We start from the raw sequence: 13,611 nt of genomic DNA, 5'->3' as shown, positions 1-13,611 counted from the left end.
ACGACATAGATATAGTCGAATTAGAAATACCAGAAGATCATATTCATATGGTCGTAAGAAGTGAACCAAAAATGTCACCTAGTCAAATCATGCAGGTGATAAAAAGTATTTCAGCCAGAGAGTTTTTCAAATTATATCCAGATATTAAAAGACGTTATTTCTGGGGTGGGAAACTTTGGACTCAAAGTTATTTTGTTGAAACAATAGGAAATGCAACAGAAGATACTATTCGTAAATATGTGCAAAACCAATTGATTGAATTAGATAAAAAAGAAGTTCACGGAAGTCAGCTGGGACTCTTTTAAACTCGGTCGCTTGCGGCCGATTCTTTTATAACGAGTAATTTTACAGGCTCGTTAATCGGTATTTAGTAGCTTATTCTGTTCGAGGTTTTTATGTCTTTTGAAATCTGGTTGGCTTTTATTGTTGCAAGTTCAGTCTTGACGCTTATTCCTGGGCCTTGTGTTCTCCTTGTTGTTACACAAGCTCTGACTAAGGGAATGTCATCTGCATTTTTATGTATTCTTGGTGATGTAGTTGGTGGTGTTGTGTTAATGATACTTTCTCTGCTCGGTGTGGGAGCTATTCTAGCAACTTCTGCGACTCTTTTTACTTTATTTAAATGGTTAGGAATCATCTATATGGCATACTTAGGAGTCTGTCAGATAATCGAAGCAAAAAAAAACAAAGCACAAAAAGAACATCAAAATACACAAAGTTTGGCTGTAAATAGTTTTAATGCAGGTTTTCTAGCATCGCTTTTAAACCCTAAAGCAATTATATTTTATATGGCATTTTTACCACAGTTTATGAATCCTCAAGGTGATACTTTGTTACAATTCTCTATCTTAATAATGACTTCATCTATTGTAGTTGGATCTATTTTGACAGGTTATGCTCTAATAGCTTCAAGAACTCGAAAAGCTTTTCAGAGTGAACGATCTAGAAAGTATTTTGACTATTCTGGAGCTAGCTTTTTAATTGGTAGTAGTGTTTTTATGGCAAGTACAACGAAATAAATATCATTAAAGAGCTTATGTATTGGTTCTCATGTAGCGGTGTTCGTTCTATCGGGCTACGCCATAATCTCGAAAACTTCAAAAAACGCCTTAAAGCCTTAGAAGATAAGGTTGCCAGTGAAGGAGTTATACTAAGCGACGTACAAGTCGCTGCCTTAGAAAAGAAAAAACATGATGATGAAGCGTGTGGTGAAATTGAAACTGCTCACCCAGGTTACCTTGGCTCGCAAGATACGTTTTATGTTGGTAATTTAAAAGTCGTTGGTCGTATTTATCAGCAGACCTTTGTTGATACTTACAGCAAAATAGCTTTCGCCAAGCATTACGTCACCAAAACACCAGTCACTGCGACCGATATACTTAACGATAAAGTATTGCCATATTTTGAGGCTCACGAGATCCCAATGTTACGTATACTCACGGATAGAGGAACCTCAGCTATATCTAGCGATTAACGATATAGACCACACAAAAACAATGTCACCGCAAACAAATGGGATCTGCGAACGGTTCCATAAAACGATATTGAACGAGTTTTATCAGATAACATTTAGGAAAAAATCTACTCAACAATGGAGGAATTACAAAAAGACCTAGACGAATGGATGGATTACTATAACAATGAACAAACGCATCAAGGTAAAAAGTGCTGCAGACGAACTCCGCTTGAAACTTTAGTTGATGGAAAAACCATTTGGGCTGAAAAGAATTTAGCTCAAATCTAAGCTGACAAGACACCCTAAAAAAACGGGTAACTGTCAGGTCTGAACTACTACACTTTTCAGTCCTTTGAACTACAAAGAACAGCCGCTATTATTAATTTTTGATACTGTTCTGATCATCTCGACTCAATAAAGTTCAAAATTTCTTTATTATACCGTACACTTATCTGAAATGCGTGATTCCACCCTGCCTAGCCTATGTATTAGTGATTTTTGTTTGATTTTATTGTGTAAATTCTATAAGGTACGCGCTTGAATTTTTAGCACCTTGTATGATTTTTTAAGATGGCATTTTAAAGCCTGCTAAATTTACTTATAACTGCACAGCATACTCATTAAGGAAATAACCTTTCATGCGCATTCTTTTATATACAGCCCTTATTATCACCAGCAGTTTTTGTTTTATAGGTTGTGGAGGCAGTGATAGCTCAAGTAACAAAATGCCTGCAGCTACTCCAGTAATACCGCCTACAGCTAATACGGGATTCATTAGTGATATTGATTTTTTGGATGAAAACTTAAAAAATTGTATTGCCAAGAGTGCTATAAGTGCTGGTTGGACTAAAGTCAGCGACGTAAAGCAACTTAACTGTTTGTCTAAAAAAATAAGCGATTTAAGTGGAATAGAGGCACTTAGCGCATTAACATCTCTTGATCTCGGTTTTAATAATATCGAAGATATAACGCTACTATCTGGGCTAACCCACTTAAAAGATCTGCAGCTCAACGATAACAAATTTACAACATTACCAGATTTTTCTCAGCTTAATGTATTAGAAAAATTAGACCTTAGTTCGAATAATCTTAAGGATATATCGGCATTATCTGATTTAACGAGTTTGCAAAGCTTGTGGATGTATAGCACCACAAGCACAGATATTTCACCCATTATCAACAATACCTCATTAACGGTGCTACTATTAGGTCATAATAAGCTTGATTCAGATGATTTAACGAATATAGTTCAACTCTCTAAGTTAACCACCTTATTTATGAATGATAACGAATTATCTGATATCTCAGTACTGGCAGAGTTACCCGAGTTAATAGAACTCAATTTATCTGGTAACGATAAAATTAATGATCTTAATCCGTTAGTTAGTCTAACCAAGCTACAAGTGCTTCACTTAGCGAATATGAATGAGTTTTCAGACGTTAACTTTTTAGCTGATTTAATACAATTAAGAAAGCTTCACTTAGGTGGTAATAAAATTGAGGATATTTCAGCACTGAGTAAATTAACCTTATTAAAGCATTTATACTTACAGAAAAACCCACTGAATAGCATTGATGTTTTATCTAATTTCAAATCCTTAGCTGGATTATATTTAGGTGAAACAACAACAACAGATATTAGTATGTTCGCTAATCTGGTTGAATTAGAGGAGCTATCTTTAAGCGATAATAAAATAAAAGATATTTCTGTTTTATCAAAATTAGCCAAATTATATTTTCTGACACTAAAGGGTAATGATGAAATCGCCTGTTTAGATTTGAATGCACTTAAAGATAAGATAATAGATGGAAACCTAACACTGCCTGAAACCTGCATCTAATCACTAGTAACCGCTTTTTAAAGTCTTTAAAAGGCGGTTTTTTAAATAAATAAGTAAATTTAAAAACCGTTATGCATGTTGAACAAGCCCGAGCTTAAGTCGTTTGACTTATTTATAGTAAATAGTGGTGTTCGAGTTTTTATTTGTAGCGGCTTTTATTTATTTTGGCCGAGTGAATGCGCTTCTTGTGTTCAGAAGTGCAAATCTTTCATCTTATCAATTAGTGAGTTTTTATATTTTTCTCCTTTCATGTATTTAGGTCATTATCCTTATTTTATTCGCCTTTGGGCTAATTCGTTCGTGCTAAATCGATATTCACTCCCATACATAACATTTCATGTTTGAAGCAAGGGCATATGCGTTTTGTTTTTATCACAGGCTGACTTTGTGGAGCGACCCAGTTGTGCGCTTTGATTAAGTCTAATTGGATGCGTTGACGTAATTTACCTGCATTTAAACGCAAATACCCACAATCTCTGACACGTTGTAGCCCTTTAGGGAGCACATGTTGCAATATCAACCATAAAAATTTCAGAACGGGTAATATGCGCGTTGCGACTTTTTTGGTTTGGCTGTCTTGGTATTTAAAGGTGACGGTGTTGTTATCATAAGCAATGATGTCATTATCAGATAAGACACCGCGATATAAATAGCGAGAGAGGTATTGATACGCTTTTTCACCAAGCCCCACCTTACGACAATCTACCACCCACTTTTAGGATATTTAGCGGGTAAATTGATGTGTTGATGTTGGTTAATCGTATCTAGCATTTTAGCGCGCCACACTTTTGCCAGTGTAAACGCATTAAATAGAAATTGTTTATTACCTTTATGCCACTGGTTTTTTATCACCATTATAATAACCACATGACATGATGACATGATGACATGAATATATGAGTGTAATAGAACCTCATTTTGTGACAAAGAGCGGCAATATCACAGTCAATAAAAGCATAAATAAGTTCACCTTGCGAGGACAAGATAAAATGAATACTCAGTGGCAAATGTACTGTTTAGTTCATAACATAGAAAAGCTTAGAAATAGCCTGCATTAAAGATAAAACTCACGAAAGCACCCTAAATATCATTTAAATACGGCCTTTTTATTAATAAATACCACCATTATCTTCATTCTAGTTATAAAAATAAAAAATCAGCAAAAACGTAAAGTTTTTGATTGTTAAAACAATTTAATATTAGTAGAGTGTTTCGATATATAAGATATTAATTTAAAACGAGTAATTCTACAGGCTCGTTAGATTACTTAAGGGTTACTGTGAATTCAAAGTTTAATAAATTAAGTGAGTTGGGTGCAGGAGAGTTTGAGCATTTAAATGGTTCATTGATTAATCATTTAAATAGTACTTATCAATTATTAGAAAAGTGGGGAGCTTCTCAAGAGCTTTGTGATTCAGGATTATACCATGCTGCATATGGTACGGCTGGTTTTGAAGCTCAGGTTGTCTCACTATCCCAACGAAACGATATAGCAAAAATTATAGGAAAGACTGCGGAAGAAATTGTCTATTTATATTGTTCTTGTGATCGGGGCTTTGTTTTTAACAATTTTAATGGAAATTCTGCTATTAAATTTAGAGATCGATTTACGGAAACAGAATTTGAATTAACGCATGAGCAAGCACAACAATTTTGCGAACTGACAGTTGCAAATGAACTTGAGTTGGCAATCGATAGTGTTGAATTTTTAAAAGAGCATGGACAAGGCTTACTTAACTTGTTTCTTAAAATGAAACCGTTACTAAGTAAACCCGCAAATGAAACTGTTAAGAGTGTGCTAGGTTCAGTAGCCTAACACATATGAGGCGGATCACAGTCAATAGGTAATACGGTTTTATTTGACTGCGTCAGCAGTCAATTTTTAAATCAATTAAAAACTTTTATTGGTATTTTAATTACCATTAATACAATTTAAAAAGAATCAATTTTATCATTTTTAGCTTTACCGCCATGAATCGCTTTCATGTATATGGCATGGCCTAAAACAAAATCGATACTTTGCTGTTCACACCAATCACATACCCAATACCAGCAATGCATGGAGTCAACACCAATATAGGGTTCAAGTAATGAGAGAAGTTGTGATTTGTCAGCTTTAATTTTGGTATGAACAATAATTTCACCTTGTAAATCAATGATACAGACATATAAAAGGCGTGCATGTAAATCTATTCCACAGTAATATGAATGTGAGCTATTATAAAAAATTCTCTTTTTTCTGGTCACTAATGTATTACGTAAAGGCGCGATACTTTGGAGTAGGCTCAATGATTATCAAGCAGTTAAACAGGAAAAAAAACAGTTGGCTGTTTTCATTCCTCAACATTTTAGCTAACTAAATTTTGCCCATTTACGAGGGCGCTACATTTTTTTAGAGCGCGCGGTTAACATCTATACTTTTGTGTAATATTCTTACAATCAAAATTCGGTTTGTTTTATGCTCTTTATAATAAATTATGTGACTACCTTGAGGTCGTTTTCGATAACCTTCTCTTATATAATCACAATTAACTCCTAGCATCGGTTCATCTGCCAGTTGATGGAAAGTATTATCTAATAGTTTTAAATAATGATTCCTTTGCGCTGTTCCCCAAGTTAATTGAGTATATTTGGCTATTTTAATTAAATCGCTTTTGGCTTTACCTGATAATTCGAATTTCGACATTAGTGGTTATCTTTGTCTAGCTCTGAAATAAAAGAATCATACGAGTATTCTGCAACGCCACTGTTTTCACCTTCAAATAGCATATTGCGTAAATTCATTATCTTTATTTCCTGATCTTCCAAGGCTCTTAAACCAGCACGCACAACTTCACTTGCTGAGCCATAACGACCTGAGTTAAGTTGCTGATTTATAAATTGATCAAAATGCTCGCCTAGTGTTACGCTTGTATTCTTAGCCATAATGTAAATCCTTAAAATACCAATATATATTAGATTATGGTATAAAAAATATAGCAAGGCAATTAAACAGACAAAAAACAGTTGGCTTTTTGCTCATACCTGGCTAATTTTAGCTAACAGTTTTAATTCGCTTATTGCGGCGTAGAGGCTATAGAATAATTAAATAATTTATTCTATAGCCAAAAAATTGGGTTCAAAATGCATTAGCTAAGTTGTGTTTTAAGCTTAGAGTACGATACCGAAATTTACTTTTTATATTAATTTTAGCTTTTAGATAAGTTCTACAGACTTGTTAGCAAGCAAGAGGGATAAATGGAGTTTCAGCAGTATACAAGTGAACATCGTACCAAGTGTGTGGAAGTATTCGATAGTAATATTGGCAAATACTTCGATCTCTCAGAACGAGAGGAGTTTATTGCGTTTCTAGACTCATTAAATGAAAGTGGCGATTATTATGTGTATGTCAAAGACAACCGGGTATTGGCATGTGGTGGCATAGGGGTCAATTCGACAGTGGCTTCATTAGATTGGGGGGTGGTTCATCGAGATCTCCATGGTCAAGGATTAGGAACTAATTTAACTGACTTTAGGTTAGTTCGGTTGAAAGCTAATTCGGCTATTGATGTTGTTAAAATTGAGACTTCTCAACACACAGAAGGTTTTTACAAGAAGCGAGGCTTTATGACGACTAAGGTTGTTAAAAATGGCTTTGGTGAAGGCATCGATTGTGTTTCTATGGAGTATCGTGTCGCGCTGTAACTTACTTGCTAACAAAGCCATACAACTGACTCTGTAAGTCACCCTTTTTTGAAAGAGAGCCAGAAAACCGGATCGCAGAGCTTATGGTGGCGTCAAACGTCTAGGGATATATATGAAAATCACCAGAAGAAAATTTATTACATATTTGGGAATTACTCCTATTTTAGGCACGAATTACATCAGTTTTTCTCAGGCACTATCGATGCCACTAAATTATGCTTGGAGTGCCGGCCCTGAATTGGGGATTCCAATTCAGGAGATTTATCCAACTGTTTTTGGTGGTGAAATATTTGTCGGAGGTGGGTTTGTTCCGGATGTAAATGCTATATTTTATGGATTATCTCCAACTACTAAAATCTTCATATACAATCCTATAACGCAAAATTGGCGCACCGGGTCAACTTTACCTGAAGCAAGACACCACCTTGGAATGGTTTCTAATAGTAAATATTTATATGGAATAGGGGGGTTTTACGGAGCAAAAGGAAATGCATGGCAAATAAAAGAGACAGTATTCAGACTTACTACAAAAAATAGTGAATGGGTTGCAGGGCCATCCTTACCTATTCCCATGGCTGAATCAACTTATGCCTCTATCAGAGAAAACATACATGTTGTCGGCGGAAAAACTTTAGATCTTAATTCTAATAAAAATGTTGATGTCGCCAACCATTTTATGCTGGTTGACAACGAAAAATGGGAAACAGCAGCGCCATCGAGTGTTTCTCGAAACTCTGCGGCCAGTGCAGTACTCAATGAAAAACTTTTTGTTATTGGTGGCCGCAAATCTGGAAAACTCTCCAAAAATTTAGGGCATGCAGAAGTTTATAATGAAAATACCGATAAATGGGAGAGCATTGCCCCTTTACCTGTTTCCCTCGCTGGGATTGCAGCAACAGTATTAAATGGAAAGATAGTTGTGACGGGAGGCGAGGCTTTCGGGCCTAATGGTAATTGGAAAACGGGCAGAGCTTCTCAGCAAGTATGGTGCTATGATCCGATCAGGGATTCATGGAAAAGAGAGGGAGATATGCCAGAAGCTAGACATGGTCATGGCTCTGTAACAATAGATGATGCAATGTATATCATTGGTGGTGGTTCTAAAGTTGGCCCGCAAGGGACTGTCGCTTCGCTCTTGGTATTGAAAAAATAGTACATCATAAAGTAATTAAAAAATGGATTTAAAACAGCTGGCTTACTGCTGCTGATTCATACAGTATAGTCACCGGTTTTAGTCTATTTATTGCTACGATGAGGTTGTAGAATAATTAAAAATTTATTTTATAGCCTAAAAACAAGATCCTAAATACATGAGTTAAGTCTTGTTTCAAGCTGAGAGTAAGAGACAGAAATTCACTTATATATTAAATTTAGCTTGTAGAGCAACTTTACAGGCTTATGTAGTACCCGAAACACTTGAGATTGCTCTTTGTGATATAGCTTTTATGTTTGTCCTCATAATGAATAGACTGAACACGATAAATCATTAAAATATAAGTTAAATCAATTAATAGAAGTGATAGAGAATGTCATTACCTCCTTGTCCTAATTGCAGTTCTGAGTTTGTTTATCAAGACCAAACTCATCTAGTTTGCCCTGAATGTGCATATGAATGGAACCCAGTTGAAGAAGCTGAAAATCAATTTACGGTACATGATGTGAACGCAAATCAGCTGGAGCAAGGTGATAAAATCATATTGATTAAAGATCTTAAAGTTAAAGGTAGCTCGCTGAATCTTAAAATTGGTACTAAAGGTGTCATAAAGCGGATTATTGAAGGGAAAGATCATCAATTAGATTGCAAGCTTGATGGTGCTGGGCAAATGTTAGTAACAGCAAAATACGTCAAGAAAGCGTAAATAACTTAAGCTTGAGTTCAAACGCTCTAACAGACTGTTCCAACTGATAACCAATACGTGGTATTTTTGGCTCCAAACGGCTTAGTGAATAAGGTGTGTTGTTTGAGGTTGCGTCTTGCTTGCTAATTTTAGCCTGCCTCTTTAAGCCAGTTATTAGGCGTTAATCAAAAATAAGAAGGTGACCTGTTTCACTTTATACAGAAGCGAAAATATCTAAAAGTAAAAACTCACTCTACATAGATTTCTAAGGATACAGAAATGGTTGCTGCTATTTTAATATCAGGCTTTAGTCAGTGCCTCGTGCTTGCGGGCTTTTTATTTTATAAATCGAAACAGTATCCAATATTTACGTTATTGATGATTATCCACCTTGTGTTTGGGGTAGATTTACTTTTATTGTTTGCTCAACAAGAGCTGTTAATATCGCATCGCATTAATGCATGTTGGGGAGCGATATACGCCATTGTATTTTTCATTTTCATTCGGTCTTGTTTAGGTCGTGCGCCGTCAAGAAAACAAATATATATTTTTTTATCTCCGTGGTGTGTACTCAACGCCTTAATCATTGACTTTTTAATTGAGCCGCACAATACAGAGCTTACCTTACGGCATATTTTTGCGGGATATTTTTTACTGGCTATATATTTATACTTTACTATTTGGGCATCTATTACTGTGTATCGATATCAGACAAAGCAAAAAGACTACCTTGCAAACTTGAGTAAAGAAAACCTTTGGGTACTTTGGGGAATATGCGCCAGTCTATTTTTTGCTATTGCCACCATTCCTTTTCAATTTGTATTTCAAACAAATTTGCCATTACCTCAATTATTTATGTGCTTTATGATGTTTCTTATCACTTATGCGCTATTACATAAACCACAATTACTTGATTTCGCAAAGTTTGAAAAGTTCGATAAAGAACCACGTAGTACAACTGAAATGGTAAATGATTTTGATATTGTTCTTGAAGAACAAATATTACATTTATTGGATGAGGATAAAATTTATACAGACCCTGATCTGAGCTTGCAATCCTTAGCTAACAAATTAGGAATGAAACCTTATTTAATATCACAGGTCATTAACCAACACATGGGAGTCAGTTTTTATGAAATGGTGAATCGTCGGCGAATAAATTATACGTGTGAGTTAATGAAGCGACACCCAAATAGGCCTGTGTTGGATATTGCATTACAAGCAGGTTTTAACGCTAAATCAACTTTTAATGCAGCATTTAAGCGGTATCAAGCAGTAACGCCAACTCAGTATAAAGCAAACATAAATGGTACTCATTAGCTAATTCATCCGTCCTATTTTGTAAACTGGACGACTATTTTCAAATAAAACCACACGCTGACGCTCTCAATTAGGGAGAAGTGAAATGGCAATATCAAAAAAAAATTTTTTTCAATAACAGTATTATCTATGCTACTTGGAGCATGCGACGAAGATTCAAAATTAGCGGAAAATAAGAGTAACAAAGAGGTTGCTCACGTATATCCTGCTCCCAGTGGTCAATATAAAGTGGGGTTCAAAGAATATGATGTATTTGATAATAGTGAAGATAATGTGAGTCCAATTAATGACGAATTGAGAAAAGTACACATTAAGGTTTATTATCCTTCAGATACAAAGCGACTGAATTATGATTATTATTTTGATAAATGGGGAAATCAAGTCGAATTCTTAGCACGCCATCGTCCTAAGGGGGCGCCTATACACCCTTTGCAACATGAGCTCAGTACTATGCGGTCATGGTCGATAAATAATGCGAGAATCGTAGAAAATGAAAATTCTGGTTGGCCTGTGTTATTTTACTCACATGGCTTAGGTTTGTTTGAAGTCGACAATACTGAATTGCTTGAAGATCTTGCCAGTAATGGGTTTTTTGTTGTATCCATAAATCATACTTATCTTTCTGGTGTAACAACTTTTGAAAGTGGACAAACTGCAAGCATTTATCTTCCAAAAGGTAAGCAAGGTATCGGGACTACTGCAGGTCGTGCCTATTTTAATGAGGTTGTTTCACCTCAAATAACACGAGATGTACATACTGTATACCACTGGTTACAGTGGAATCAATGGCGACTTAACAATCAAATTAACTTGTCTAATGTGGGAATGTTTGGGTTTAGCTTAGGGGCCAGTGCAGCAATGAATGCGTGTAAAGATTTATCTTTATGCAAAGCGGCAGCAAATATGGATGGTGTATTACTGGGTAGAGTTGCTAACGATCCACTCAATAAGCCATTATTACTGCTCAGTTCACAAGACTCTTTAGCTAAACTGGATTTAGTATTTAATAACAATCAAGCTGAAAGTTATTTAGTAACAATCGAAAAAAGCGTACACAATGATTTTACAGATCAAAATAGGTGGATTGTCGGTTATCCAACCTTAGTTGATCCTGATAAAATGCATCTGGCGATTAAAAAGAGTTTGAAAGGTTTCTTTGAGCGCCAGTTGAATCATGCTGAATTAACTTTGCCTGAAATGGAAGGTGTGATTATCTTGAATAAATAATGAGTTAGGGGGAGTGGAAATCTACGATTACTCCTAATTTAAAAAACGGTATGACAGACTTATCGTTAACTCTTAAAAAATATTTAATAACATAAAAATGATCACCCTAGATGACACAATTAATATTTCTCTTTTAAAATCAATGGAAAAAGCACAGTTCACATCAGTAAAAATATGAGTGATGCTATAAATGGTTTTGACCCAGGTGCAAATATCGAATTATCGAGAATAACGGATAGTATATATGCTCAAATGTGGTCAGTTCTTAAAGAACTTGATGAAGCAGGTGAATTTTATGAACGAGTGAGGATAGGTTGTGCTGAAATATTAATAAGTTGTATTTTGTTAATTAAAGCTAAAAACAGAATGTTAGCTTTGGAAAAGGTTTAGTAAGTTGAGGTAGGCATAATCAATAAGGAGAAGTGACTTGAAGCTGACACTTAGCTTAAATATTAAGTACAGGAATAAATAAAGTGAGAAGTAAGAGGTTGTTTAAGATGAATTAACATCGCTTTTAACAATGCGGTTATTTATCGTTACATCACCATAGTGATTCATAATAACCTGCCGAATGAGCACTCAACCTATGCCACCAGCATTTTATGTTGTTGTATAAAAAGGTATGAATACATTATCCATATTATTATATCTATCCCTTCGTCCAATATCAGAACTGAGTAAAGGCCATCATTAAAACTGACTTAAAAGCGCTGCGTTATTATGGCTAATTGTTTACTCTACAAAATAAAGTATTTGACTCTGTAATTAATATACTCTACATTGTAGTTATATCATCTTGTTTGCTAGCTTTATGTATGACAGAAAAAGAAAAATTTTTGGGTGAATTCGAGCAATTACTATTATTATCGATCTTAAAATTAGCTGACAACGCTTATGGAAGCACGATACGGCAACTTTTAGCAGATGTAATCAATAGAGATGTCACGATTGGCGCTTTGTATACCACATTAGATCGATTAGAAAAAAAAGGTCTGATTGAAAGCAAAATGGGCGATGCGACACCAGAAAGGGGAGGGAGAGCTAAAAAATATTTTAAGGTGAGTGCAAAAGGTCAACATGCACTAAAACGTTCGAAACAAGCTTTAACTTCAATGTGGGAAAATGTCACATTTACACTAATTGGTTGCTGCAATGCATGAAACTAAAACTCAAAGTGTGCCACCTAAAATGGCTAGTATGTTTCTTTCGTGGGCTTTGCCAAAAGAGCTATGTGATCCTATTTTGGGTGACTTATTAGAAGAATATATTCAACGTGTTTCAAATGGCAATATAACGGCTGCAAATATTTGGTATCGGCACCAAGCGGTAAAATCTGGTTTGCAGTTGATGTTTAAAGGAGAAAGAATGATGTTAAAAAATTTAAAGAAAAAATTACTGATTTTTGCTTTAGCTATGCTTGCTGGCGGAGCTTTATTTTACGCAAATATGGAAGAGTATCAAAAAGAAAGAATTAGCTGCTTTATGAATGTTCATCCTAATTGCCAAGGAAATAGATAACCCTTTATTTAACTTAAAGTAATGATAGATTTGATTATTGAAAAATTAAGTTATTTGTGAACTTGTTCATTAGTTTAGTCATAAAAATACCACGTAGAAATATGAGATTTTATAGAGAGAGCATTGATTATCTTGGCCATTTAATCTAATTTTTAATGTTTTTTTATGCAAAAAATAAAAACCCAAAAAACGTCTAACTTGCTCTGCATTATATGCGATATGCGAATATTAGATTTCAGGTTTATTCACCAGATATTAGGGGAAACATATCAGCTTATATGAGCTTGCGTTCGCAAAAATTATTATTCTCAGTGACTCATATAGCTGAAGTAATCATCAATGAAAATGTTGAAATGACTTTAGTGATGGTAAAACAGTATCATGAATTTTTACTTTCAAATTTAGTGAGTCCTTTTTCTCTGCTTATAATTAACCTGAGATCTGGTTAAGCATCGCCATTTATTAGTCTGGCATCATACCAAATACATCTGCTGATAGTTTTATACACGGCTTCTGTTTCTTTAAGCAATAAGCCACTATTCCAGATATCAAGTTGAGCATGAAACTTGTTTCACTGCGATGGCGGCTATGTTCTATTTGAGATATATTTTTCAACTGGTCATTGATAGTTTCAATGATGTATCTCTTTGATAACATGGCTCTATCGAAGGCTGACATGGCTTTCGACTTCATGTTTTTTCGAACTGTTGTAATCAAATCTACATCG

The 13,611-nt window shown here is 35.0% G+C and carries 17 protein-coding genes and 3 pseudogenes; 14 read left to right on the top strand and 6 right to left on the bottom strand.

Annotated elements, in window-relative coordinates:
- The 4 genes and pseudogenes from tnpA to BM088_RS25945 all read left to right on the top strand — a co-directional run.
- On the top strand, positions 1–305 hold a 305-nt coding region (tnpA, locus tag BM088_RS25960; RefSeq protein ID WP_091985971.1), incomplete at its 5' end, for an IS200/IS605 family transposase.
- A gap of 90 nt (positions 306–395) precedes the next feature.
- Positions 396–1,019 carry a LysE family translocator gene (locus BM088_RS25955; RefSeq protein ID WP_091991719.1) on the top strand — a complete coding sequence of 208 codons (624 nt, stop codon included), beginning with the start codon at positions 396–398 and terminating at the stop codon, positions 1,017–1,019.
- Between the two features lie 29 nt (positions 1,020–1,048).
- Positions 1,049–1,744 (top strand): annotated as a pseudogene (locus tag BM088_RS25950) (integrase core domain-containing protein); the annotation flags it as partial.
- 350 nt (positions 1,745–2,094) lie between these two features.
- Entirely contained in the window at positions 2,095–3,297 is a 1,203-nt protein-coding gene (locus BM088_RS25945) for a leucine-rich repeat domain-containing protein (protein WP_091991717.1), read from the top strand.
- Positions 3,298–3,586: 289 nt separating this feature from the next.
- Here the strand turns inward: BM088_RS25945 and BM088_RS25940 are convergent, their stop codons facing one another.
- Positions 3,587–3,988: a transposase gene (locus BM088_RS25940; RefSeq protein WP_177208186.1), complete on the bottom strand. Its 402-nt coding sequence runs from the start codon at positions 3,986–3,988 to the stop codon at positions 3,587–3,589.
- Positions 3,989–3,999: 11 nt separating this feature from the next.
- A complete protein-coding gene (locus BM088_RS27480; protein ID WP_177208185.1) occupies positions 4,000–4,152 on the bottom strand; it encodes a hypothetical protein in 153 nt (50 codons plus the stop codon).
- A gap of 41 nt (positions 4,153–4,193) precedes the next feature.
- On the opposite strand from BM088_RS27480, the pseudogene BM088_RS25935 reads away from it, so the two are divergent.
- Positions 4,194–4,355 (top strand): annotated as a pseudogene (locus BM088_RS25935) (transposase); the annotation flags it as partial.
- Positions 4,356–4,576: 221 nt separating this feature from the next.
- Entirely contained in the window at positions 4,577–5,113 is a 537-nt protein-coding gene (locus BM088_RS25930) for a DUF6817 domain-containing protein (RefSeq protein WP_091991713.1), read from the top strand.
- A 119-nt stretch (positions 5,114–5,232) separates the two neighbouring features.
- Here BM088_RS25930 and BM088_RS25925 read toward each other — a convergent pair.
- The 3 genes and pseudogenes from BM088_RS25925 to BM088_RS25915 all read right to left on the bottom strand — a co-directional run.
- Positions 5,233–5,526: pseudogene (locus tag BM088_RS25925) on the bottom strand (IS110 family transposase); the annotation flags it as partial.
- Positions 5,527–5,689: 163 nt separating this feature from the next.
- Positions 5,690–5,983: a type II toxin-antitoxin system RelE/ParE family toxin gene (locus BM088_RS25920; RefSeq protein ID WP_091991711.1), complete on the bottom strand. Its 294-nt coding sequence runs from the start codon at positions 5,981–5,983 to the stop codon at positions 5,690–5,692.
- Entirely contained in the window at positions 5,983–6,222 is a 240-nt protein-coding gene (locus BM088_RS25915) for a type II toxin-antitoxin system ParD family antitoxin (protein ID WP_091991709.1), read from the bottom strand. The genes BM088_RS25920 and BM088_RS25915 overlap by 1 nt, the downstream gene beginning before the upstream one ends.
- A gap of 312 nt (positions 6,223–6,534) precedes the next feature.
- On the opposite strand from BM088_RS25915, the gene BM088_RS25910 reads away from it, so the two are divergent.
- From BM088_RS25910 to BM088_RS25875, 8 genes are all read left to right on the top strand, one after another.
- Positions 6,535–6,981 carry a GNAT family N-acetyltransferase gene (locus tag BM088_RS25910; RefSeq protein ID WP_091991707.1) on the top strand — a complete coding sequence of 149 codons (447 nt, stop codon included), beginning with the start codon at positions 6,535–6,537 and terminating at the stop codon, positions 6,979–6,981.
- Between the two features lie 112 nt (positions 6,982–7,093).
- Positions 7,094–8,134: a Kelch repeat-containing protein gene (locus BM088_RS25905; protein WP_091991705.1), complete on the top strand. Its 1,041-nt coding sequence runs from the start codon at positions 7,094–7,096 to the stop codon at positions 8,132–8,134.
- A 373-nt stretch (positions 8,135–8,507) separates the two neighbouring features.
- Entirely contained in the window at positions 8,508–8,840 is a 333-nt protein-coding gene (locus tag BM088_RS25900) for a zinc ribbon domain-containing protein YjdM (protein WP_091991703.1), read from the top strand.
- 258 nt (positions 8,841–9,098) lie between these two features.
- Positions 9,099–10,139, top strand: a complete 1,041-nt coding sequence (locus BM088_RS25895) for a helix-turn-helix domain-containing protein (RefSeq protein ID WP_091991701.1) — start codon at positions 9,099–9,101, stop codon at positions 10,137–10,139.
- Between the two features lie 129 nt (positions 10,140–10,268).
- On the top strand, positions 10,269–11,366 hold the full coding sequence (locus BM088_RS25890) for an alpha/beta hydrolase (protein ID WP_091991699.1): 1,098 nt from the start codon (positions 10,269–10,271) through the stop codon (positions 11,364–11,366).
- Positions 11,367–11,540: 174 nt separating this feature from the next.
- On the top strand, positions 11,541–11,756 hold the full coding sequence (locus BM088_RS25885) for a hypothetical protein (protein WP_091991697.1): 216 nt from the start codon (positions 11,541–11,543) through the stop codon (positions 11,754–11,756).
- Positions 11,757–12,181: 425 nt separating this feature from the next.
- Positions 12,182–12,526, top strand: a complete 345-nt coding sequence (locus tag BM088_RS25880; protein ID WP_091991695.1) for a PadR family transcriptional regulator — start codon at positions 12,182–12,184, stop codon at positions 12,524–12,526.
- Complete coding sequence (locus tag BM088_RS25875; protein ID WP_091991693.1) at positions 12,519–12,884, top strand: hypothetical protein; 366 nt, start codon at positions 12,519–12,521, stop codon at positions 12,882–12,884. The genes BM088_RS25880 and BM088_RS25875 overlap by 8 nt, the downstream gene beginning before the upstream one ends.
- A gap of 462 nt (positions 12,885–13,346) precedes the next feature.
- Here the strand turns inward: BM088_RS25875 and BM088_RS25870 are convergent.
- On the bottom strand, positions 13,347–13,611 hold a 265-nt coding region (locus BM088_RS25870; RefSeq protein WP_218156563.1), incomplete at its 5' end, for a transposase.

It is taken from the genome of Pseudoalteromonas denitrificans DSM 6059, assembly GCF_900112265.1.
Taxonomy (GTDB): Bacteria; Pseudomonadota; Gammaproteobacteria; order Enterobacterales; family Alteromonadaceae; genus Pseudoalteromonas; species Pseudoalteromonas denitrificans.
Note: the sequence above shows the minus strand (reverse complement) of the source record. Positions and strands in the feature narration are given on the sequence as shown.

What these genes read in the sequence shown, in the direction of transcription:
- BM088_RS25955 (WP_091991719.1), top strand. Translation starts at nt 396, where the DNA reads ATGTCTTTTGAAATCTGGTTGGCTTTTATTGTTGCAAGTTCAGTCTTG.
- BM088_RS25945 (WP_091991717.1), top strand. Translation starts at nt 2,095, where the DNA reads ATGCGCATTCTTTTATATACAGCCCTTATTATCACCAGCAGTTTTTGT.
- BM088_RS27480 (WP_177208185.1), bottom strand. Translation starts at nt 4,152, where the DNA reads ATGGTGATAAAAAACCAGTGGCATAAAGGTAATAAACAATTTCTATTT.
- BM088_RS25920 (WP_091991711.1), bottom strand. Translation starts at nt 5,983, where the DNA reads ATGTCGAAATTCGAATTATCAGGTAAAGCCAAAAGCGATTTAATTAAA.
- BM088_RS25915 (WP_091991709.1), bottom strand. Translation starts at nt 6,222, where the DNA reads ATGGCTAAGAATACAAGCGTAACACTAGGCGAGCATTTTGATCAATTT.
- BM088_RS25910 (WP_091991707.1), top strand. Translation starts at nt 6,535, where the DNA reads ATGGAGTTTCAGCAGTATACAAGTGAACATCGTACCAAGTGTGTGGAA.
- BM088_RS25905 (WP_091991705.1), top strand. Translation starts at nt 7,094, where the DNA reads ATGAAAATCACCAGAAGAAAATTTATTACATATTTGGGAATTACTCCT.
- BM088_RS25900 (WP_091991703.1), top strand. Translation starts at nt 8,508, where the DNA reads ATGTCATTACCTCCTTGTCCTAATTGCAGTTCTGAGTTTGTTTATCAA.
- BM088_RS25895 (WP_091991701.1), top strand. Translation starts at nt 9,099, where the DNA reads ATGGTTGCTGCTATTTTAATATCAGGCTTTAGTCAGTGCCTCGTGCTT.
- BM088_RS25890 (WP_091991699.1), top strand. Translation starts at nt 10,269, where the DNA reads ATGCTACTTGGAGCATGCGACGAAGATTCAAAATTAGCGGAAAATAAG.
- BM088_RS25885 (WP_091991697.1), top strand. Translation starts at nt 11,541, where the DNA reads ATGAGTGATGCTATAAATGGTTTTGACCCAGGTGCAAATATCGAATTA.
- BM088_RS25880 (WP_091991695.1), top strand. Translation starts at nt 12,182, where the DNA reads ATGACAGAAAAAGAAAAATTTTTGGGTGAATTCGAGCAATTACTATTA.
- BM088_RS25875 (WP_091991693.1), top strand. Translation starts at nt 12,519, where the DNA reads ATGCATGAAACTAAAACTCAAAGTGTGCCACCTAAAATGGCTAGTATG.